Raw genomic sequence first — 20,914 nt, forward strand, 5'->3', positions numbered from 1 at the left:
TCTGAGCGGAGGAACTCTCATGTCCTGGTCGCGCAAGCTCTCGTGCCGCCTCGACGCGATCCGCGAGGAGGTGCACTCGGCGCGGGAGCAGCAGCGGTGGTACAAGGCGAACAAGGAACGCCTCAAGGCCGAGTGCAAGGCCGCCCGCAAGGCCGGGGAGGTCCACACGGAAACCGGCCTCGCCAACGGGTTCGGTCTGCTGCCGTGGCTGCTGCTGGGGATGGGCGCCTTCTCCAACCTTTTCCAGGGCGAAGCCCCCGACCCCTGGATCGGCGGCCTCGGTCTGCTCACCTTCAACTCGCTGTACATCTACGTCGCCTTCCGCGCCTTCCGCAAGGAGACCCGGGAGGCGCTCTCCACGCGGATCGCCCTGGTCCTGATGGGGCTGGTGACCTGCGCTCTGGCCATCGGGTACGGCGGCAACTGGCTGCTGTTCTTCCCGCTGTTCGGCCTCGCGACGGGCGCGGTCGTACGGCTGCCGCACCTGCGGTGGGTGGGAGCGGCCGTGACCGTGGTGGCCGGCGCGGCCTCCGTCGTCCGCGACGGCTGGGGCGGCCTCGACACCGCGTACGCCACCTGGATCTCCACGATGGTGACGGCCGCGATCATGTCCCTCTCCGAGGCGGTACGGCAGTTGCGGGAGGCCCGTGAGGAACTGGCCCGGCGCGCGGTCGAGGAGGAGCGGCTGCGGTTCTCCCGCGATCTGCACGACCTGCTCGGCCACACCCTGTCGGTGATCGTGGTGAAGTCGGAGGCGGCCAGGCGGCTCGCCCCGCGCGACCTCGACGCGGCGCTCGTCCAGGTCTGCGACATCGAGTCGGTCGGCCGCCAGGCGCTCACCGAGATCCGCGAGGCGGTGACCGGCTACCGCGAGGGCAGCCTCAGCGCGGACCTCGACCGGGCCGCCTCCGCTCTGCGCGCCGCGGGCATCGAGCCCGTCGTCCAGCGCTCCGGTCAGCCGCTCGCCGCCCAGACCGAGGCCCTGCTGGGCTGGGTGGTCCGCGAGGCGGTGACCAACGCGGTACGGCACAGCGGGGCGGGGCGCTGCGAGATCTCCGTGCAGAGCTCGACGGAACGGGTCCGGCTGCGCGTCTGGGACGACGGCCGGGGGACGGCCGTGGAGACCTCCGTTCCCGGGAGTGACGGCACCGCATCGGGGGCGCACACGGCCGCGGCCGCGGCGACGTGGAGTCCGGGCGTCGGCGGCACCGGCCTCAAGGGGCTCGGGGAGCGGCTGGCGGCGGCAGGTGGACGACTGGAGGCCGGGCCGGGCCCACGCGGCGGATTCGTGGTGCGGGCCGAGTTGCCGGTCGAGTCGGTGGAACCGGGGCGACCGGAGGGGGCTGCGCGGCCCGAGGAGGCTGCGCGGCCCGAGGAGGCTGTACGACCCGAGGAGGCTGTACGACCCGAGGAGGCTGTACGACCCGGCAAGCGGGGGCAGTCCCACGAGGCCGTACGGCCCGGCGAGCCGGGGCAGCGCCGCAAGCTCGTGCGGCCCGGCGAGCAAGGGCAGTCCCACGAACCCGTACGACCCGACGAGCAGAGGCAGCGCCACACGCCCGTACGGCCCGACGAGCACATGCAGCCGTACGAGCCCGTTCGGCCCAGCGAACCGGCGGAGGCCGACGCGCCGGCCGGGGCCGGGCGTGGGGCGCGGATCGGCGATGCGGCCGGATGACGCCGTACGGGCCCGGCCGCTCCTCCGTACTCCCCCCGCCGCTGCCGGCCCCGCGCCCTACCCTTGGGCCGTGAACGAGATGCCCCGGGACCACCGGCCCGCCAAGTCGATCCGTGTGCTGCTCGCCGAGGACCAGGGGATGATGCGGGGCGCGCTCGCGCTGCTGCTCGGGATGGAGCCGGACATCCTGGTCGTGGCCCAGGTCGCGGCGGGCGACGCGATCGTGGACGCGGCGCTCACGCACCGCCCCGACGTGGCGCTGCTCGACATCGAGTTGCCGGGGATGAGCGGTCTGGACGCCGCCGCCGAGCTGCGCGACCAGGCGCCGGACTGCCGGGTGCTGATCCTGACCACCTTCGGAAGACCTGGCTATCTGCGCCGGGCCATGGAGGCGGGAGCCGCCGGTTTCCTCGTCAAGGACGGTCCCGTCGAGGAGTTGGCCGCCTCGATCCGCCGGGTGCTGACCGGCGAGACCGTGATCGACCCCGCCCTCGCCGCGGCCGCCCTCAGCGCAGGACCGAACCCCCTGACCGCGCGTGAGTGCGAGGTCCTCAAGGCCTCCACGGACGGCGCGACGGTGGCCGACATCGCCGAGAAGCTCCACCTCTCCGAGTCCACCGTCCGCAACTACCTCTCCTCCGCCATCGGCAAGACCGGCACCCGCAACCGGATGGAGGCGGTGCGGGCGGCCCGGCAGCAGGGGTGGCTGTGAGCCCCGCCGTCCCTACTTGATCACCTCCACCGACTTGTACTGCGTCCCCTTGGGCGCCAGGCACACGAACCAGTCGTAGGGCGAGCCCTCGGCCGAACGGATCACCCCGCCCTCGGTGCCGCTGCCGGTGCCGGCCCGCTCCACCACGGTCGCCGTCCCGTTCGTCCAGTCGCAGTTGACGCGCTGGGCGGTCCTGGCGACGGCACCGACGACGAGACGGATGTCCTTGTCACCCGGTTTGAGAGGGAGGGCGCCTGAAATGAGGTCCGTGGTGGTCATCCTGTCCGACGCGGGGACCACGTTCTCCATGGCTTTCGTCCATTCGCCGCCGTAGTCGCGGTGCACGAAGTACGCGATCTTGCCCACGAGGTCCGAGGCCTTGCGGACGTCGGCCGGGTCCTCACCGTGCGCCCGCATCGCGTTCAAAGTCGCCTGGGCCTCCGCGGTGTCGACCGGAGCCGGCCAGGTGTCGAGGGTGACCCGCCACTCCTTGCCGTTCTCCGTGCCCCTCGCCAGCGTGGTCCGCTTGGCGAGCTCGGACACGCGGGGCGTACCGGTGACCGGTGGCTGGGTGGCCACCGCTCCCCCACCGCCGTCCCCACCCGGCAGCCCCGCCACCGCGAGCGTCGCCGAGGAGCCCGCCAGGACCAGTGCCGTGGCCGCGGCCACCGCCCAGCGGCGGGCCCGGCGCCTGCGGCCACCGCGGATCACCGCGTCGTAGGGGGCTATGCCGATCTCGACCTCGTCGGCGGCGTCGGCCAGCAGGAGGGCGATGTCGCTGTCGCTCATGTCGTGGTTCCTCTCCCGGTCCGCGCTCATCACTGCCGCCCTCCCTGCGTCACCATGTCGGCCAGTCCGGGTATGGCGCGAAGTTTCGCGATCCCCTTGGCCGCGTTGCTCTTCACCGAGCCGACCGAGCAGCCCATCGCCTCGGCCGTCTGGGTCTCGGTCAGGTCCTCCCAGTACCGCAGGACCACCGCCTCCCGCTGCCGGGGCGGCAGTTGGGCCAGCGCCGTCAGCAGGGCGCTTCGGTCGTCGGCCTGGGCGATGAGGTCACCGGTGTCGGCGATCTCGCGGACCAGACCCGAGTCGTCCCCCCGTGCCAGGAACTCCCGGAGCCTTCTGCGGTGCTTGCGCGCATGCGCGTTGATCATCACGCGCCGTACGTACGCCTCCGGATCGTCCGCCGAGCCGACCCTGCGCCAGGCCACATAGGCCTGTTCGAGGGTCGACTGGACCAGGTCCTCCGCGGCGTGCTGCTCCCCCGTGAGGAGAAATGCCGTCCGCATCAGCCGCGGCCAGCGGCCGATGACAAAGCTCTGGAACTCCTCGTCCCGAGGCTGTTTCCGATCCCCCATGGGCACCTCCTAGATGTCTAAAGGAGTCCATGAGCCGCCAGGACCGTTGCCTCAGCCCTGAGGAATTCTTCTCGGCAGCCACACCAGCATCAGCACCAGGCCGCAGAGCAGCAGTCCGGTGCCCACCCGGAACGCCAGCGCGTACCCCTCCGTCAGCGCCTGCGCCGAGGTCCCGTTGCCCGTCCGGGCGGCGGCGAGCGTCGACAGCACCGCGAGCCCCAGCGAGCCGCCCATCGTGCGCGAGGTGTTGACCAGCCCGGACACCAGACCGGCCTCCCCCGGCGCCGCACCGGAGGTGGCCAGGGAGGCGAGCGGGGTCGAGGCGAGGCCCGCGCCCAGCATCATCAGGATGCCCGGGCCCATGATCGAGGGGACGAACGCGCCGTCCGCGGTCATCGTCGACTGCCAGCCGTACCCGGTGAGCGCGACGAGGGTCCCGAGGGCCGCCACCCGACGCGCCCCGAGCCGGCGCATGAGGCGGGGCGCGAGCTTGGAGCCGAGCACGATGGCGAGGGAGCTCGGCAGCATGGCGAGTCCGGCTTGCAGCGGGGAGTAGTCGAGGACGTTCTGGGCGTAGAGGGTGATGAAGTACCACGTGCAGAACAGGGCGGAGCCGCTGAGGAACATCGCCGCGTTCGCCGACGCCACGGCACGCACCCTGAGCAGTCCGAGGGGCATGAGCGGGGCCGTCGTACGGGACTCGACGATCAGGAACGCGCAGATCAGCAGCAGCCCGGCCGCCAGCGGGACCAGGGTGGCGGTCGCCGTCCACCCCTCGGCCTCGGTCTGCGAGATGCCGTACGCCAGGACGGCCAGTCCCCCGGTGACCAGCAGTGCTCCCGGCAGGTCCAGGCGTCGGCCGTCGCCGTTGCGGCTCTCGGTGAGCCACCACAGCGAGCCCAGCAGGACCACCGCGCCGACGGGCACGTTGATCAGCAGCACCCAGCGCCAGGACAGGGTGTCGACGAGGAGGCCGCCGAAGAATCCGCCGGCCGCGCCGCCGCCCGCGCCGACCGCCGTCCAGGTGGCTATCGCGCGGGCCCGGGCGGCGCCCTCCGGGACGGCCGAGGTGACGATGGTCAGGGTCGCGGGGGCGAGGACCGCCGCGCCGAGGCCCTGCGCCGCGCGCGCGAGCAGCAGCTGGCCGCCGCCCTCGGCGAGCCCGCCGGCCAGCGAGGCGACGGTGAACAGGCCGAGCCCGACCAGGAACATCCGCTTGCGGCCGTAGAGGTCACCGGCCCGGCCGCCGAGCAGCATGAACCCGGCGAAGGCGATGGAGTAGGCGTTGACCACCCACTGGAGGCCGGACTCGCTCATGCCCAGGTCGGCGCGGATCGAGGGCAGCGCCACATTGACGACGGACACGTCGAGCACGACGAGGAACTGACCGGCGCACGCGAGCGCCACCACCAGCCAGGCCGGGGGCGCGGGGCGGAGACGAGGGGGTCTGCGGGTGGCGTCAGCGGCTTCGAGCATGACGGTCATGGTCTCAACCGGCTCCGACTTCCCCAAGAGAATATAAAGAAATCGTTAGTACGCCGAAGCATCGGAATAGTTGCCCATGCATACGTAGTTCAAGCCACACGTAAGCCGATCTTCCAGGCCCGGAGGCCTCCCTCACATGACGCACACGCCGACCGACCAGCCCACCCGGAGAGCGTCCGGCGCTGTCGTCCCGGTGCTCGCCTTCGCGGGCATCGTGGTCGCGGTGATGCAGACCCTGCTCGTCCCGGTCATCAAGGACCTGCCGCAGCTGCTGAACACGGAGCCCAGCAACGCCACCTGGGTCCTGACGTCCACCCTGCTCTCGGGCGCCGTCGCGACCCCGATCATGGGCCGCCTCGGCGACCTGTACGGCAAGCGCCGCATGCTCATCCTCAGCCTCGCCGTGATGGTCGTGGGCGCCCTGATCAGCGCCCTCACCAGCGACCTGCTCACGATGATCGCCGGCCGCACCCTCCAGGGCTTCGCCATGGGCGCGATCCCCCTCGGCATCGGCCTGATGCGCGACATGCTGCCCCGCGAGAAGCTCGGCTCGGCGATGGCCCTGATGAGCTCCTCGATCGGCGTCGGCGGCGGGCTCGCGCTGCCCCTCGCCGCGCTGATCGCCCAGCACGCCGACTGGCACGCGCTCTTCTACGGCGCCGCGGGCCTCGGCGCCCTCTCGATCGTGCTCACCCTCCTCGTCGTACCGGAGTCCCCGGCGCGCGCCGAGGGCACCTTCGACGTCCTGGGCGCGATCGGCCTCTCCACGGGTCTCGTCCTGTTCCTGCTGCCGATCACCAAGGGCAGCGACTGGGGCTGGACCTCGGGCACCACGCTCGGCCTCTTCGCCGCCTCCGCCGTCGTCCTCGTCCTGTGGGGCGTCATGGAGCTGCGGGTGAAGGCCCCTCTGGTCGACCTGCGCACCACGGCCCGCCCGGCGGTTCTCTTCACCAACCTGGCTTCGATCATGGTGGGTGTCTCCTTCTACGTCGTCTCGCTCGTCCTTCCCCAGCTGCTCCAGCTCCCGAAGGCCACCGGCTACGGCCTCGGCCAGTCGATGGTCGTCGCGGGCCTGCTGGTCGCCCCGCTGGGCCTGACGATGATGTTCACCGCGCCCGTGTACGCCCGGCTCTCCGCGAAGTACGGCCCCAAGGTCACCCTCATCCTCGGCATGCTGATCATCGCCATCGGCTACGGCGCGGGCCTGGGCCTCATGAGCGCGGCCTGGCAGAGCCTCGTGATCGCGGTGGTCCTCGGCGCGGGCATCGGTCTCGCGTACTCGTCGCTGCCCGCGCTGATCGTCGGGGCGGTTCCGGCGTCGGAGACGGGGGCGGCGAACGGTCTCAACACGCTGATGCGGTCCATCGGTACGTCCGTGTCGAGCGCCGTGATCGGAATGGTGCTGGCGAACACCGCGAACGACGTCGGGGGCGTCGCGGTGCCGACCATGCACGGCTTCCGGGTGTCCTTCCTCATCGCGACCGGTGCGGTGGCCCTCGGACTGCTGATGGCGCTGTTCCTGCCGAAGCCGAACAAGGCGCCGCAGCTTCGGGCCAGCAGCGAGGAGGAGGCGAACCTGGAGCGGGCCGAGGAGGCGCTGCGGGGCTTCCGCGGCCGCGTCCTGGACGCCTCCGGCGCTCCCGTCGCCCGGGCCAAGGTCACGTTGATCGACCGTCGGGGGCGGCAGGCGGGGTCCGCCGTCGCGGACGAGGACGGCGTGTACGCGCTCAGCGTGCCGGGCGAGGGAGCGTATGTGCTCGCGGCGCGAGCCGTGGGGCACGCTCCGCTCGCGTCCTCGGCGACGCACACCGGGGACGAGCGCGCGGTGGACCTGGACCTGGCCCTGCCGGGCGAGACTGTCACGGCCTGACGCACGCCCCCTTGACGCACCCCCGCCCCGCCCCAGGGACGGGGGTGCGGTGCGTCGGGGGCGCGGAAGGCCGTAGGACCGACGCCCGGTCATCGCACCCGTGCCGGTCCGCACGACGACCCGCCCCGGGGCCCGGACCGACCGGGACAGGCACCCACCGCGCGCACAGCCACCGCAGCCGACTTCCACCTGGCCGGCGGCTTCCGCACACAGCCACGACGCCGACATCCACCTGACCGGCACCTCCCGCACACCGCCACGACCACCCACAAGACGACCGTCACCCGCCCCCCGTCCCCCCTGCGAAGGCGTGTGCGGCAGCATGGGGCGTCCGCGCGGGGCTTCGGGGTTCGCCCGCCCGCGTCATCGACACGTACGACCGAGGGGAACCCCATGGCCGCGGCCGCACCCAAGCCCGAGATCCTTGCCTCCTTCGAGGCCGCGAAGGGGTTCATGCCCCTGGGCGAGGGACTGGCCCTGCACGAGGCCGCTCTGGAGGCCGGGCGGCTGGGGCTGCCGCTGCTGGAGGTCGGGACGTACTGCGGCCGCTCGGCGATCCTGCTCGGGGACGCCGCCCGGGAGGCCGGGGTGGTCGCGCTGACCGTCGACCACCACCGGGGCAGCGAGGAGCAGCAGCCGGGGTGGGAGTACCACGATCCGCAGACCGTCGACGCCGAGCTCGGTGTGATGGACACGCTGCCGACCTTCCGCAGGACCCTGTACCGGGCCGGGCTGGAGGAGCACGTGGTCGCGCTCGTCGGACGGTCGCCGCAGATCGCGAAGGTCTGGGGCTCCCCGCTCGGCCTGGTCTTCATCGACGGCGGCCACACCGACGAGCACGCGAACGCCGACTACGAGGGCTGGGCCCCCCATGTGGCCGAGGGCGGCCTGCTCGTCATCCATGACGTGTTCCCCGAGCCGGAGGACGAGTTCACGGGACAGGCGCCCTACCGGATCTACCTCCGGGCCCTCGCCTCCGGCGCCTTCGAGGAGGTCTCGGCGACCGACTCGCTGCGGGTGCTGCGCCGGACGCGGGCGGGGATCTGAGGGCGGGATTCTGGGGGCGGGGGCACCGGCGCGGACGTGTCCGGGGGCGCCCTCGCCGATCGGCCGATCCGTCAGTCGGACGGATAGAACTGCGCGTACCAGCGGCGCAGCGCCTTGATGCCCTTCTCGTGCGGAAGCAGGACGGGGCGCGCCTGGTGGATCTTGTGGTCCCAGATCGCGACCTCCTCGCGCACCTCGCCCAGTGCCTCCCTGCGGAAGACGAGCTTGGCCAAGGGGGTCAGGAAGGGCAGCCCGGCCGGTTTGCGGAGGTAGTACAGCATCCGCAGTTCGCTGGTGCTGTCGTCGACGGGAGTACTGAGGGCGACGGCGGTCACCGACAGCAGGGGGCCGTGGGTACGCACCACCATGACGCCGGGCCCGTACATGAACGCGTCGAAGGTGTTGTCGACGACCCGGCCGAGGACGCGGCGGGAGATGCGGCCGCGGGCCTCGGCGAAGGGGCCGTCGGTCCGCCAGTCCTGGACGGGGGGTTCGCTCTGGCCGTGGATGAAGTGGAAGTGGGACTCGTCGACGATGTTCTCGCGCATCTCCTGGACGTGGATGCGTGCCCGGCAGCGGTCGTCGATGGGCGCGGCGAACTCCTTCGATCCCGTCTCGGGGATCTCCGGGACCTCCCACGACGGCTCGCCGGGCCCGGCGTGGACGAAGACGAGCCCGCTGTGCTCGCGGACCGGGAAACCGTCGAGGGAGACCTTGGGGGTGCGCACCGCGAAGGGGGCCTCGACGCACCGGCCGTCGGTACCGAACCTCCATCCGTGGAACGGGCACTCCACCGTGCCGTCCACGACCCTTCCGCCCGCGCCGAGATGCGCGCCGTAGTGCGGGCAGTGCGCGTCCCGTACGGCTGCCCGGCCGTCGGCTCCCCGGAAGGCGATGAGCGCGCGCCCGAAGTAGTGCAGGCCGACGACCTTGCCCGGCCGCAGTTGGCGGCTGCGCAGCACCGCGTACCAGCCGTACGGCACGGTCGGCATCGGGTAGTCGTCGGCGCGCGGATCACGCGGCAGGGCGGCCAGGTTGTCATGTCTACGACGTAAAGGCATGCGCAGATGCTAGGACTCCCGGGGTGCTTCTCCACAAGCACGCCGGACCCGGTGGACGTCATGGACGGCGGTTAGGGTGGCAGGCGTGTCGTACGCAGGCCCCGACTTCGGTCCTCCCCAGCCCCGCCGCCCCCGGCGCCGTCCGCTGACCGTCACCCTCGCCGTGCTCGTGCCGGGCGCGCTGCTCGGGTGGCTCGTGTACGAGGGGGTGAGCGGGGCGGCAGACGGCGGCGGGACGCCGACGTCCGCGCGTACCCGGGCCGGCGCACCGCCGACCGTCTCCTCCACCACCGCCGACGACGACAAGGAACCGTCCGCCTCGCTCAAGGGCAAGGTCGTCGTCATCGACCCGGGGCACAACCTCACCAACTTCCGCCACACGGCCGAGATCAACCGCAAGGTGGACATCGGCACGAACCGCAAGGAGTGCGACACCACGGGGACGTCCACCAACTCCGGCTACGCGGAGGCCGCGTTCACCCTGGATGTCGCCCACCGCCTGCGCACCCTGCTGGAGAAGCAGGGCGCCAAGGTCGAGCTGACGCAGGACGGCGACCGGCCCTACGGCCCGTGCGTGGACGAGCGGGCCCGGATCGGCAACACGGCGAAGGCCGACGCGGTGGTGTCGATCCACGCGGACGGGGCGGGCGCCGGACAGCGCGGCTACCACGTGATCCTGCCCGGCCGCGTCCACCGGGGCATCGCCGACACCCGCCGGATCGTCGCCCCCTCCGCCGTCCTCGGCGAGCGCATCGCGGACGACTTCGGACGCGTCACGGGCACGAAGCCCTCCAACTACATCGGCCACGGCACCGGACTCGACACCCGCACCGACCTGGGCGGCCTCAATCTGTCAACGGTCCCCAAGGTGTTCATCGAATGCGGCAACATGCGCGACAGCAAGGACGCGGCACTGTTCACGAGCGCGGCCTGGCGTCAGAAGGCCGCGCAAGGAATCTCTGAGGGAATCGTGAGTTTCCTGCGCGGGTAACGATCAGCGCGCAGATCCCGTCGTACGCTCCGCCCGGGCGGACGATAGGGTCTACCGACGACGAGACGACCTACGAAGGACTTGAAGTGAATATCCGCTCCCTCACTCGAGGCGACGGCGTGGTGATCGGTGCAGCGGTGTTGCTGTTCATCGCGTCGTTCCTCGACTTCTACTCGGTCGACGGAGCCCCCGACGACGCCGACCTCCCCAGCGCCTGGGCGAGCGGCCCGTTCGTCATGGGGGTCGTCCTCGCGGGCATCATCGGTGCCGCCCTCGTCGTCGTGGCGCGAGGCCTGCCGCAGCTTCCCAAGGTGGCGGGGCTCGACCTCGGCCAGGTCGGCACCGCGTTCACGGTGTTCGCCGCCTGGAGCGCGCTCGGCAACGTCTTCGATCCGCTGAGCGCCGCGGACTACGGCTCCAGTTCGGACAGCGTCAGCGCCGGGGTCGGCCTGATCCTCGCTCTCGTCGCCACGGTGGTGATGGCCGGCGCCGCCGTCGCCACCCCCCTCGTCCCCGCCCTCCAGGCCGGTCTCGTCCCGGCCCCGAAGCCGCCCCAGCCGCAGCCCTACGGCGCCCAGCCGCCCGGTGGTTACGGCTACCCGGGCGCCCAGCCGGGTCAGCAGGGCGGGCCGGGACAGCAGCCCTACGGCGGTCAGCCGCAGCCGGGGCAGCCGTTCGGCACGCAGCCCCAGCCGCAGGCGCAGGCCCCCCAGCCGCCCGCCGCGGAGTTCTCGCCGTTCTGGTTCGCCGTGCCGGTGCCGCGTCCGCTGTTCGCGGAGGACGGTTCGCCGACGCCGATCGCCGAACTCGCGCCGGGCACCTGGTACCTGGCCGTCGAGCAGCGCGGTCCGGGTCTGGTCGCCCAGACGCAGGACGGCCGCCGGGGCGTGCTGCAGGACACCAGCGGCATCCAGCGCGGCTGAGCCCTTCGAGGTCGTAGGACGGCCCCTCGCCCTTCCGGGCGGGGGGCCGTTGCCGTACATTCGCGAGCGGTCCCGAAGAACTGACACACCGTCAGGAGGCGTCGTGCGACTCGGCCTTGCGCTCGGATACTGGGGTCGCGGCCCCTCCGCCGACCATGTGCCGCTGGCCCAGGAGGCGGAGCGGCTCGGCTACCACTCGGTGTGGACGGCCGAGTCGTGGGGGTCGGACGTGTTCACCCCGCTCACCTGGATCGCGGCACAGACCTCGACGATCAGACTGGGTACGGCGGTTGCGCAGATGGCGGCCCGTTCCCCGACCACCACCGCCATGCACGCCCTCACCCTGGACCATCTCTCCGGCGGGCGGGTCATGCTCGGCCTCGGCCTGTCCGGGCCGCAGGTCGTGGAGGGCTGGTACGGCCGCCCGTTCCCCAAGTCGCCGCTGACCGCGACCCGGGAGTACGTCGACGTCGTACGACAGGTCCTCAGGAGACAGGGGCCGGTCGCCCTGGAGGGCCGCTTCCACTCCCACCCCTACCGCGGCCCGGACGGCACCGGGCTCGGCAAGGCGCTCAAGCCGATCACCCATCCCCTGCGGGCCGATCTGCCGGTCCTGCTGGGCGCCGAGGGGCCGAAGAACATCGCCCAGACGACCCGGATCGCCGACGGCTGGCTGCCGTTGTACTGGTCGCCGAACCGGACCGAGGTGTACGAGACCGCGCTCGCCGAGGCTCCGGAGGGTTTCCTCGTCGCCCCCATGGCCCAGGTGCGGGTCTGCGACGACGTGGCCGAGGGGCTGCTGCCCGTCAAGACGATGCTCGGCTTCTACATCGGCGGGATGGGGCACGCGGCCCGCAACTTCCACGCCGACCTCATGGCCCGCATGGGTTACGAGGACGAAGCCCGCCGCATCCAGCGGCTGTTCCTCGAAGGCCGCCGCGAGGAGGCCGTACTGGCCGTGCCGGACGCGTTCGCCGACGAGATCTCGCTGGTCGGCCCGCGCGAACGCATCGCCGAGCGGCTGGAGTCGTGGCACAAGGGCCCGGTGACGGACCTGCTGGCGCTGGCCCCGGACCGGGAGTCGCTGCGGGTCCTGGCGGAGCTCAACGCGTGACGCCAGGTTTCGCGAGAGAATTCCCGGCCATTCGAACACCATGTCCACTCATACGCGCCGTGGTGCCAACTCCGCGGGGACGGTCATAGCGGTCGTCGCCGACATCATGGCCCTCATCCTGGGCCTGTGGATCCTCATGTACCTGTTGGATGCCAACCGTACGAACGACTTCGTGCAGTTCATCCATGACGCCGCCCGCTGGCTCGCCGGCTGGTCCTACGACCTCTTCACGTTCGACGAGGCGTGGGCCCGGGTCGTCGCGGGCTACGGCCTGGCAGCGGTGGTCTACCTGTTCGTGGGTCACGCCATCGCCAACCGGGCGCACCGCCACTGAGCACTCCGCTGGGGGTGCCGTCATCGTCTGCGGCGCCGTCGCGGCTGTTCGCGCGGTTCCCCGCGCCTCTTTGGGGCGCTTACGAACCCCGCGTTCTCAGGCGCAGCAGTCCGGGTCCAGCCCCAGCGGCAGGCGGTCTCCGCCGAACACCGCGCAGGTGGCCTCGTGACCCCCCAGCGCGGCGACGGCCAGGAGCAGGGAGCCCGCCGTCCAGGTGGTCAGCTCCTGGGGCCACACCGCCCTGTCCTCGAACACGAACCCGGTCCAGTACAACCCGCTCTCCGCGTCCCGCAGATGCTGGATGGACTGCAGGATCTCCAGCGCCCGGTCGGACTCGCCCGTCACCCACAGGGCGAGGGCGAGTTCGGCCGACTCCCCGCCCGTCACCCACGGGTTGGGGACGACACAGCGCACTCCGAGGCCGGGCACGACGAACCGCTCCCAGCCCTCCTCGATACGGGACTTGGCCTCGGCTCCGGTCAACGCCCCGCCCAGGACCGGGTAGTACCAGTCCATGGAGTAGCGGTCCTTGTCGAGGAAGCGCTCGGGGTGCCGGCGGATCGCGTGCCGCAGCGCCCCGAGGGCCAACTCCCAGTCGGGCTGGGCCTCTTCGCGCTGCTCGGCGATCGCAAGGGCGCACCGCAGGGCGTGGTGGATCGAGGAGGACCCGGTGAGCAGTGCGTCGGGGACGGCGCGGCCGTCGTCCTCCCGCTTCCACCCGATCTGCCCGCCCGGCTGCTGGAGCCCCAGGACGAACTCCGTCGCCGCGTACACGGTCGGCCACATGCGGTCGAGGAACGTGTCGTCGCCGGTGGAGAGGTAGTGGTGCCACACCCCTACGGCTATGTAGGCGACGAAGTTGGTCTCGCGCCCCCGGTCGGTGACCTCCGCGAAGTCCCCGTCCTGGTATGCGGCGTACCAGGAACCGTCCTCGTTCTGGTGCCGTGCGAGCCATGCGTAGGCCCGCTCGGCGGCCTCGTGCTCGCCCGCCGCGTCCAGGGCCATCGCGGCCTCGGTGTGGTCCCACGGGTCGAGGTGGTGCCCGCGGAACCAGGGGATCGCCCCGTCCTCCCGCTGCACGGCCAGGATTCCGGCGACGGTCTCGACGGCCTGCTCGGCGGTCAGCACCCCTGGCAGGACGAGGTGTTCGGTGCGCGAAGTCGTCACCGCGCGTCCACGGCGGGCAGGTGCGGCTTGGTCGCGTAGGCCACGAAGCTCTTGCCGATCAGCGGGTTGAGGGCCTGCTCGGCGACCCTCGTCGCCAGCGGCTTCTTCATGATGTCCCAGACCAGCAGCTTGTGGTACGCCTGCACCGGCAGCGCCTTGTCGTTGTCGACACCGAACGCGCACTTCAGCCACCAGTACGGGGAGTGCAGGGCGTGCGCGTGGTGGGTGCCGTACGGCTTGAGGCCCGCCTCGCGTATCTTCGCGAGGAGTTCGTCCGCCTTGTAGATGCGGATGTGGCCGCCCTCGACCTCGTGGTAGGCGTCGGACAGGGCCCAGCAGACCTTCTCGGGGCCGTAGCGCGGGACGGTGATGGCGATCCGGCCGCCCGGCTTCAGCACCCGGACCATCTCGGCGAGCACGCCCTTGTCGTCCGGGATGTGCTCCATGACCTCGGAGATGATCACGACGTCGAAGGACTCGTCGGGGAAGGGAAGCGCCAGGGCGTCGCCCTCCATGGCGGTGGCGGTGGCGCCCTCGGGGGCCTCCCCGGCCTCCTTCATCGCCGCGAACCACTTGGCGACCTCGCGGATCTCGTCGGCGTTCTGGTCCAGGGCCACGACCTGCGCGCCGCGCCGGTAGCACTCGAAGGCGTGCCGGCCGGCCCCGCAGCCGAGGTCCAGGACGCGGTCGCCCGGCGCGAGCGGGAACCGGGAGAAGTCGACGGTCAGCACGTGGCCCTGCTTTCGGGGTAGACACCGGTGTCTGTGGTCGAGGGTGCAAGGGGGGCACCCCGGAGGGCCGCGGAGCGGCCGGGTGGCGTGGGGGCGGAGCCGGCGATCGCCTCGCGGTACCGGGACACCGTCCCCTCGGCGGCCCGCGCCCAGGTGAACTTCGCCAGTACCCGCTCACGTCCGGCCCGGCCGAGTCGCGCTCTCAGGTCCGGGTCGCCCAGGAGGCGGCTCAGGGCGGCCGCCAGTGCGCCCGGGTCCCCCGGCGGTACCGCGAGGCAGGTCTCGCCGTCGCGCCCCGCGACCTCGGGGATGGCGCCGCCCGTCGTGGCGACCAGCGGGGTGGCGGTCGCCATGGCCTCGGCGGCCGGCAGCGAGAAGCCTTCGTAGAGCGAGGGCACGCAGGCGACCTCCGCCGAGCGGACGAGGTCGACCAGTTCGGCGTCCGAGATGCCCTTGACGAAGTCGACGGCGCCTTCGAGGCCGTAGCGCTCCATGGCCTGGGCGACCGGGCCCTCGGCCGGCCGGGTGCCGACGACGACCAGGTGGGCCCCGGGATGTTCGGTGCGCACCTTCGCCAGCGCCTCGACGAGGAAGACCAGGCCCTTGAGGGGGACGTCGGCGCTGGAGGTGGTGACGATCCGGCCGGGGACGACGGGCACCGCGGGATCCGGCGAGAACTGGTCGGTGTCAGCGCCGATGTGGACGACGTGGATGCGGTCGCCGCGGACGCCGAGGTGGTCGACGATCTCCTGGCGGGAGGTGCCGGAGACGGTGAGGACCGAGGGCAGGCGGCGGGCCACGCGCTTCTGCATGCGGGTGAAGGCGTACCAGCGGCGCTTGGACAGCCGCTGCCACCGGTCCTCGGCCGCGTCCAGCTCCAACTGGCGGTCCACGGTGATGGGGTGGTGGATGGTGGTCACCAGCGGGGCGCCGACGTCGCCCAACAGGCCGTAGCCGAGGGTCTGGTTGTCGTGGACCACGTCGAACTCACCGGTGCGGGCCCGGAGATGGCGTCGGGCCCGCAGGGAGAAGGTGAGCGGCTCGGGGAAGCCGCCGGTCCACATCGTGGCGACTTCCAGGGCGTCGATCCAGTCCCGGTACTCGTCGCGTTTCGGGGTGCGGAAGGGGTCCGGGGAGCGGTACAGGTCCAGGCTGGGCAGCTCGGTCAGACGCAGGCCGTCGTAGCCCGGGTCGAGGACCGGATACGGCTGGGAGCCGATGACCTCGACGCGGTGGCCGAGGCGGGCCAGTTCACGGGACAGGTGCCGTACATAGACACCCTGGCCGCCGCAGAACGGGTTCCCTTTGTAGGTGAGGAGCGCGATACGGAGCGGTCGCTCGCCGTCGGCGGCCGGGTCCTCGAAGGGCCCTGCCTGACTGGCCTCAGCGGTCACTCTGGGCCCCCTTCTGCCTGCACTGTCCCGCGAGATTACGACGAGAAGGTAATCTAGAACAAGTTTCAGACTTGATCGTTCAGGAGGCTCTGAATCTACCGGCAGGTAGGGGTCCTGTGAGCGGTGGATCAGGTGATTCACGCCACGAACGCCGCGACCGCGCCACGGCCCGGCACCCTGCCATGCTGTGTGATCGCAAGCCCTCACGGACTGTCACGGAACCCAAGGTGGACAAGGTGGCCAAGTCGGCCGGAGTGGAAGCCAGTACCGCGCGAGCGGACACCCCACCGCTGACCGAGCGGCAGGAGGCGCGGCGCCGCCGCATCCTGCACGCGAGCGCGCAGCTGGCGAGCCGCGGCGGGTTCGACGCCGTGCAGATGCGGGAGGTCGCCGAGTCCTCCCAGGTGGCGCTCGGCACCCTCTACCGCTACTTCCCCTCCAAGATCCATCTCCTGGTCGCCACCATGCAGGACCAGCTGGAGCACATGCACGGCACGCTCCGCAAGAAGCCCCCGCAGGGCGAGAGCGCGGCCGAGCGGGTCGCGGAGACCCTGATGCGGGCCTTCCGCGCCCTGCAGCGCGAACCGCACCTGGCGGACGCCATGGTCCGGGCGCTGACCTTCGCGGACCGCAGCGTGAGCCCGGAGGTCGACCAGGTCTCCCACCAGACCACGCTGATCATCCTGGACGCCATGGGCCTGGAGGACCCGACGCCCGAGCAGCTCTCCGCGGTCCGCGTCATCGAGCACACCTGGCACTCCGCCCTGATCACCTGGCTCTCGGGCCGCGCCTCCATCGCCCAGGTGAAGATCGACATCGAGACGGTGTGCCGACTGATCGACCTGACGGAACCCCGGTCCTAGCCGACGGCCGCGAGCCCGCTCCAGCTCCGTCCGGTCTCCTTCTGCCCCGCCCACCGCTCCAGCAGCCGCCGGGCCTCCTCCTCGGGGGCGGCGAGGGAGACCTGCTGGGCGCCCGCCTCCACGGCGCGCTCCTGTTCGTGGGTGCCCTCGCTGCAGCAGGCGCACAGCATGCGCACACTGCTCGCGGGTTCGGCGCCGAAGCCGTGGTCGGTGAACAGCTCGACGAGCGCCTCCAGATCGGCCGCCTCGCCCGCGGCCACCGTGACCTCCAGGGTGGGCAGTTCGGAGGCCTCGAAGAGCAGGAGTTCCTCGAAGACCGGGTAGGTGGCGCCCTCGACGACCCGCTCGCCCTTCGGTTCGCCGTCGTGTACGACGATCTCGCCGTAGCGCCGGCCGCCCGTGACGGGCACGCTCACGACCCGGCCGCGGGTCGGGCACAGCCGCTCGATCCACACCACCTCGCGCTCACCGCCGGCCTCGATGCGCACGAGGGCGTGTCCGAGGCGGGCGTCGATCTGCCCCTGCCCTTCGGGGAGTTCGATGCCGAAGCCGCTCCACGCGTCGCGTGCCGTCGCCCAGTCGCGCTGGATGGTGGCCGCGATGCCGAGGTTCCAGTACGCCGGGTCGCCCTCGCCGCGCGGGGCCCGGGCCGCGGCCTCGACGCCGAGCTCGTAGGCCTTGGCCCAGTTCCGCAGGAACTTGTGGGCGAGCGCGGCGTCGTACCACCACACCGCGCTCGCGTTGAGGTCCGGGAAGTGCGCGAGCACCCGCTCGTACAGCTGGGCGGCGCGCAGCCACTCCTCGGCGTCCCAGGCCGCACGCGCCTGCTCGATCAGCTCTCTGGCCTCGGACTTCTCCACGCTCTCCCACCCCATCGGTCCCGGTCGACCGCAGGAGCGTACGCCCTCACGCGAGGGACCCCCGAGACGGGTTCCCCTCGCCGGCACGGTCCGGAGAACGCGCACCCGGCGACGAGAACCCTCATTCCGTGAGGTTCCGGACCCCTACTCCTCCGGCGGGAACACCGGCTCCCCGCTCCCCAGCAGCGTGATCATGATGGCCTCCACCGGGCAGTTCTCGGCCGCCGCCAGGATCTTCTCGTTGGCATCGGTCTCCGGGTCGGCGGGGTGGGACTGGCGGGCGGTGTCCAGGCGGAATCCGTCGGGGGCGGTGTGGACGCACTGGGCCGAGCCGATGCACAGCGAGCGGTCGACCTCGACGTGCCAGCGGTCTCCCATCTGCGCTCACGCCTCCCAGCCGGCCGGCAGATGGATCATCTTGTGCTCCAGGTACTCGCCGTAGCCCTCCGGGCCGAACTCCCTGCCCAGACCGGAGTTCTTGTAGCCGCCGAAGGGGCCGAGCATGTCGAGACTGAAGGTGTTGACGTTGTAGGTGCCGGTGCGGACCTGCTTCGCGACCTCGATTCCGCGCTCGACGTCGGCCGTCCACACACTGCCGGACAGGCCGTAGTCCGAGTCGTTGGCGATCTTCACCGCCTCGGACTCGTCGCCGTAGGGCAGCAGGCAGATCACCGGGCCGAAGATCTCCTCCCGCGCGATCCGCATGGAGTTGTCGACGTCCCCGAACAGCGTCGGCTCGACGTACCAGCCGCGGTCCAGACCGGCCGGACGTCCGCCGCCGGTGAGGATCTTCGCGCCCTCCTCCTGGCCGATCCTGATGTAGTCGAGGTTGCGGCGCTGCTGACGTTCGGCGACCAGCGGGCCGACCTGGGTGGCCGGGTCGAGCGGGTCGCCGACGACCAGGGCACTCGCCGCCGCGGCCAGCGCCTCGGCGAACTCGTCGTAGCGGGAGCGAGGGAGCAGGATGCGGGTCTGGGCCACACAGGCCTGCCCGTTGTTCATCCAGGCGGACGGGACGATCCCGGCGACGGCCTCCTCGACGTCCGCGTCCGGGAGGACCACGGCCGCCGACTTGCCGCCCAACTCCAGTGTCACGCGGGTGAGGTTGCGGGCGGCGACCTCCATCACGCGCTTGCCGGCGCCCACCGAGCCGGTGAACGAGACCTTGTCGATCCCCGGGTGCCCGACCAGGTACTCGCTGACCTCGCGGTCGGCCGGGAGGATGGACAGGACGCCCTCCGGCAGCCCGGCCTCCTTGGTGATCTCGGCCAGGATGTAGGCGTCCAGCGGCGACTCGGGCGACGGCTTGAGCACCACCGTGCAGCCGGTGAGCAGCGCGGGCGCGAGCTTGGCGGCGGCGACGAACTGCGGGACGTTCCACGGCACCACGGCCGCCACGACCCCGACCGGCTCGCGGCGCACGAGGATGCGGCCGAGGACTCCGTCGCGTGTCTCCTCGTAGGTGAAGTTCCGCGCGACAGTGATCGCCGAGTCCCAGACCATCATCGCGCCGAGGGCCTGCGCGAGGACGCTCCAGGAGTACGGGGAGCCGTTCTCGGAGGAGATCACGCGGGCGATCTCCTCGTGCCGTATCGCGATGGCGTCCTTGATCCTGGTGACGACCTCGATGCGCTCGTCGAGGGACATCCGCGGCCAGGGGCCCTCGTCGAAGGCGGTGCGGGCGGCGGCGACGGCCGCGTCCACGTCCGCCCGGGAGGCGTGCGGCACCCGTCCGATGACCTCCTGGGTGTGCGGGGAGATCACCTCGATGACGTCCTTGCCCAGGGGGTCGGCCAACTCCCCGCCGATGAACAGCTGTCCGTGTTCCACGAGCTCGGTCATGGCGAACGCCTCCCTGGGGCGGCTTGCTGACGATCCATCAGATACGGAACTGATACCAGTTCCACTCGGAGGAGTCCACGGGCCGCACATCACGGCTATTGGTGACCTCGGGCTACCGTCGAAACTCGTTCTAGTTATAGTGGGCCGCAGTGGGCGGACGCGGTGATTGGGGAGCTCATGGCGCAGGTGCACGACCATGGCGGCGGCGTCCGGTCCGTCCAGGTGCCCATCCCCGACAACCCCCTCGGCCACACGCTCGTGTACGTCGTCGAGACCGACCGGGGACCGGTGCTGGTCGACACGGGCTGGGACGACCCGGCCTCCCGGGACACCCTCGCCGAGGGGCTGACCGCGTGCGGGACCGGCATCGGCGAGATCCACGGGGTCGTCATCACCCACCACCACCCCGACCACCACGGCCTCTCCGGGCAGGTGCGCGAGGCTTCCGGCGCCTGGATCGCGATGCACGCGGCGGACTCCGCGATCGTGCGGCGCACCCGCGAGACCCGGGCCGAGCGCTGGTTCACCTACATGACGGCCAAGCTGGAGGCCGCCGGCGCCCCCGAGGAGCACATAGCCCCCCTGCGCACCGCCCGCCGCCGCGAACTCCCGGGCTTCTCCCCCGCGTTGCCCGACCGCGAGATCGTCCCCGGTGAGCTCCTCGACCTCCCCGGCCGCAGACTCCGCGCGATCTGGACCCCCGGGCACACCCCGGGCCATGTCTGCCTGCACCTGGAGGAGGAGCACCCTGCCGGGCTCCCGGGCCACGGGCGGCTGTTCTCCGGGGACCACCTGCTGCCCGAGATCACCCCGCACATCGGCCTGTACGAGGACCCCGACGACACCACCGTCACCGACCCCCTCGGCGACTACCTCGACTCCCTGGAGCGCGTCGGGCGGCTCGCCCCCGCCGAGGTCCTCCCCGCCCACCAGCACGTCTTCACCGACGCGAGCGCCCGGGTGGGGGAACTGCTCGCCCATCACGAGGAACGCCTCACCGACCTGCGCTCCCTCCTCGCCGAGCCCCTCACCCCCTGGCAGCTCGCCGAGCGCATGGAGTGGAACCGGCCCTGGGACCAGATCCCCTACGGATCGCGGAACATCGCGGTCTCGGAGGCCGAGGCGCATCTGCGGCGACTGGTGAAGCTGGGGCGGGCGGAGGCGGTGACGGGGAGCGACCCGGTGACGTACGTGGCCGTCTGACGACCCCCGCCTCCCGGGGTTGCCCGGGCGGCCCTCAGCCGCTTCCCTACGGGCGAGTACAGTGGCCAGGTCGTCATCACACCCGTACAGGGGGAAGCCGGTGCAATTCCGGCGCTGACCCGCAACCGTGATCCGCCCTCGCCGGGCGGTGAGCCGGACCGCCCCGTACGGCTCGTGACCGGCTCGCGTGCATCGGCAACCGGCCGGTGCGCGGCACCGTCGAGGTATACGGAGCCGAGCCGCCCGGGGGTTCACCCGTGCTGCCCGGCTCCCCGCAGGGA

The 20,914-nt window shown here is 71.9% G+C and carries 19 protein-coding genes, 1 pseudogene and 1 riboswitch; of the genes and pseudogenes, 10 read left to right on the forward strand and 10 right to left on the reverse strand.

All coding sequences use genetic code 11. From position 1 onward, the window contains the following. Positions 1 to 19: 19 nt before the first annotated feature. Together IOD14_RS35045 and IOD14_RS35050 are read left to right on the forward strand one after the other, a co-directional pair. Positions 20 to 1,324, forward strand: a pseudogene (locus tag IOD14_RS35045) (sensor histidine kinase); the annotation flags it as partial. Between the two features lie 433 nt (positions 1,325 to 1,757). Further along, a complete protein-coding gene (locus IOD14_RS35050) occupies positions 1,758 to 2,390 on the forward strand; it encodes a response regulator transcription factor (protein WP_212673456.1) in 633 nt (210 codons plus the stop codon). 12 nt (positions 2,391 to 2,402) lie between these two features. Here the strand turns inward: IOD14_RS35050 and IOD14_RS35055 are convergent, their stop codons facing one another. The 3 genes from IOD14_RS35055 to IOD14_RS35065 are packed head-to-tail and all read right to left on the reverse strand — an operon-like array spanning position 2,403 to position 5,224. Next, positions 2,403 to 3,179 (reverse strand): hypothetical protein, encoded by a 777-nt coding sequence (locus tag IOD14_RS35055; RefSeq protein WP_249126139.1) that lies wholly within the window; start codon positions 3,177 to 3,179, stop codon positions 2,403 to 2,405. A 29-nt stretch (positions 3,180 to 3,208) separates the two neighbouring features. Continuing rightward, positions 3,209 to 3,748 carry a SigE family RNA polymerase sigma factor gene (locus tag IOD14_RS35060; RefSeq protein ID WP_212672429.1) on the reverse strand — a complete coding sequence of 180 codons (540 nt, stop codon included), beginning with the start codon at positions 3,746 to 3,748 and terminating at the stop codon, positions 3,209 to 3,211. 51 nt (positions 3,749 to 3,799) lie between these two features. Next, entirely contained in the window at positions 3,800 to 5,224 is a 1,425-nt protein-coding gene (locus IOD14_RS35065; RefSeq protein WP_212672430.1) for a DHA2 family efflux MFS transporter permease subunit, read from the reverse strand. Positions 5,225 to 5,369: 145 nt separating this feature from the next. Here IOD14_RS35065 and IOD14_RS35070 point away from each other — a divergent pair, with 145 nt between their 5' ends. Both IOD14_RS35070 and IOD14_RS35075 read left to right on the forward strand, forming a co-directional pair. Continuing rightward, on the forward strand, positions 5,370 to 7,103 hold the full coding sequence (locus IOD14_RS35070; protein WP_123988803.1) for an MFS transporter: 1,734 nt from the start codon (positions 5,370 to 5,372) through the stop codon (positions 7,101 to 7,103). Positions 7,104 to 7,496: 393 nt separating this feature from the next. Continuing rightward, a complete protein-coding gene (locus IOD14_RS35075) occupies positions 7,497 to 8,150 on the forward strand; it encodes a class I SAM-dependent methyltransferase (RefSeq protein WP_123988804.1) in 654 nt (217 codons plus the stop codon). A 71-nt stretch (positions 8,151 to 8,221) separates the two neighbouring features. Here IOD14_RS35075 and IOD14_RS35080 read toward each other — a convergent pair whose 3' ends face one another. Further along, a complete protein-coding gene (locus IOD14_RS35080; protein WP_249126140.1) occupies positions 8,222 to 9,211 on the reverse strand; it encodes a Rieske 2Fe-2S domain-containing protein in 990 nt (329 codons plus the stop codon). 85 nt (positions 9,212 to 9,296) lie between these two features. Here IOD14_RS35080 and IOD14_RS35085 point away from each other — a divergent pair, with 85 nt between their 5' ends. The 4 genes from IOD14_RS35085 (at position 9,297) to IOD14_RS35100 (ending at position 12,573) form a co-directional block, all read left to right on the forward strand. After that, positions 9,297 to 10,202, forward strand: coding sequence for an N-acetylmuramoyl-L-alanine amidase (locus tag IOD14_RS35085; protein WP_123988805.1), 906 nt, complete (start codon positions 9,297 to 9,299; stop codon positions 10,200 to 10,202). 86 nt (positions 10,203 to 10,288) lie between these two features. Beyond that, positions 10,289 to 11,125 carry a DUF5336 domain-containing protein gene (locus IOD14_RS35090; RefSeq protein WP_123988806.1) on the forward strand — a complete coding sequence of 279 codons (837 nt, stop codon included), beginning with the start codon at positions 10,289 to 10,291 and terminating at the stop codon, positions 11,123 to 11,125. A 103-nt stretch (positions 11,126 to 11,228) separates the two neighbouring features. After that, positions 11,229 to 12,239, forward strand: a complete 1,011-nt coding sequence (locus IOD14_RS35095; RefSeq protein ID WP_212672431.1) for an LLM class F420-dependent oxidoreductase — start codon at positions 11,229 to 11,231, stop codon at positions 12,237 to 12,239. Positions 12,240 to 12,279: 40 nt separating this feature from the next. Beyond that, positions 12,280 to 12,573, forward strand: coding sequence for a hypothetical protein (locus IOD14_RS35100; protein ID WP_123988808.1), 294 nt, complete (start codon positions 12,280 to 12,282; stop codon positions 12,571 to 12,573). Positions 12,574 to 12,669: 96 nt separating this feature from the next. Here IOD14_RS35100 and IOD14_RS35105 read toward each other — a convergent pair whose 3' ends face one another. Genes IOD14_RS35105 through IOD14_RS35115 form a run of 3 tightly spaced genes read right to left on the reverse strand, consistent with a single transcriptional unit; the run spans position 12,670 to position 15,865 of the window. Next, entirely contained in the window at positions 12,670 to 13,740 is a 1,071-nt protein-coding gene (locus tag IOD14_RS35105; protein WP_123988809.1) for a prenyltransferase, read from the reverse strand. Continuing rightward, positions 13,737 to 14,471, reverse strand: a complete 735-nt coding sequence (locus IOD14_RS35110) for a class I SAM-dependent methyltransferase (protein WP_123988810.1) — start codon at positions 14,469 to 14,471, stop codon at positions 13,737 to 13,739. The genes IOD14_RS35105 and IOD14_RS35110 overlap by 4 nt, the downstream gene beginning before the upstream one ends. Next, positions 14,465 to 15,865 carry a glycosyltransferase family 4 protein gene (locus IOD14_RS35115; protein ID WP_123988811.1) on the reverse strand — a complete coding sequence of 467 codons (1,401 nt, stop codon included), beginning with the start codon at positions 15,863 to 15,865 and terminating at the stop codon, positions 14,465 to 14,467. The genes IOD14_RS35110 and IOD14_RS35115 overlap by 7 nt, the downstream gene beginning before the upstream one ends. Before the next feature lie 254 nt (positions 15,866 to 16,119). Between IOD14_RS35115 and IOD14_RS35120 the strand changes: the two genes are divergently transcribed. Beyond that, complete coding sequence (locus IOD14_RS35120; RefSeq protein WP_123992601.1) at positions 16,120 to 16,728, forward strand: TetR family transcriptional regulator; 609 nt, start codon at positions 16,120 to 16,122, stop codon at positions 16,726 to 16,728. On the opposite strand, the gene IOD14_RS35125 is transcribed toward IOD14_RS35120, so the two are convergent. The 3 genes from IOD14_RS35125 to IOD14_RS35135 all read right to left on the reverse strand — a co-directional run bounded on the left by IOD14_RS35125 (position 16,725) and on the right by IOD14_RS35135 (position 19,430). Further along, the gene (locus IOD14_RS35125; protein WP_123988812.1) at positions 16,725 to 17,588 is read right to left on the reverse strand and encodes a tetratricopeptide repeat protein; all 864 of its coding nucleotides are present in this window, start codon (positions 17,586 to 17,588) and stop codon (positions 16,725 to 16,727) included. The genes IOD14_RS35120 and IOD14_RS35125 overlap by 4 nt on opposite strands. Positions 17,589 to 17,732: 144 nt before the next feature. After that, positions 17,733 to 17,966 (reverse strand): ferredoxin, encoded by a 234-nt coding sequence (locus IOD14_RS35130; RefSeq protein WP_123988813.1) that lies wholly within the window; start codon positions 17,964 to 17,966, stop codon positions 17,733 to 17,735. A 6-nt stretch (positions 17,967 to 17,972) separates the two neighbouring features. After that, positions 17,973 to 19,430: an aldehyde dehydrogenase gene (locus tag IOD14_RS35135; RefSeq protein WP_212672432.1), complete on the reverse strand. Its 1,458-nt coding sequence runs from the start codon at positions 19,428 to 19,430 to the stop codon at positions 17,973 to 17,975. A 177-nt stretch (positions 19,431 to 19,607) separates the two neighbouring features. On the opposite strand from IOD14_RS35135, the gene IOD14_RS35140 reads away from it, so the two are divergent. Next, positions 19,608 to 20,633 carry an MBL fold metallo-hydrolase gene (locus IOD14_RS35140; RefSeq protein WP_123988815.1) on the forward strand — a complete coding sequence of 342 codons (1,026 nt, stop codon included), beginning with the start codon at positions 19,608 to 19,610 and terminating at the stop codon, positions 20,631 to 20,633. Positions 20,634 to 20,683: 50 nt separating this feature from the next. Then, a riboswitch (cobalamin riboswitch) is annotated at positions 20,684 to 20,814 on the forward strand. The last annotated feature ends 100 nt before the right edge of the window (positions 20,815 to 20,914 follow it).

It is taken from the genome of Streptomyces sp. A2-16 (assembly GCF_018128905.1).
Classification (GTDB): domain Bacteria; phylum Actinomycetota; class Actinomycetes; order Streptomycetales; family Streptomycetaceae; genus Streptomyces.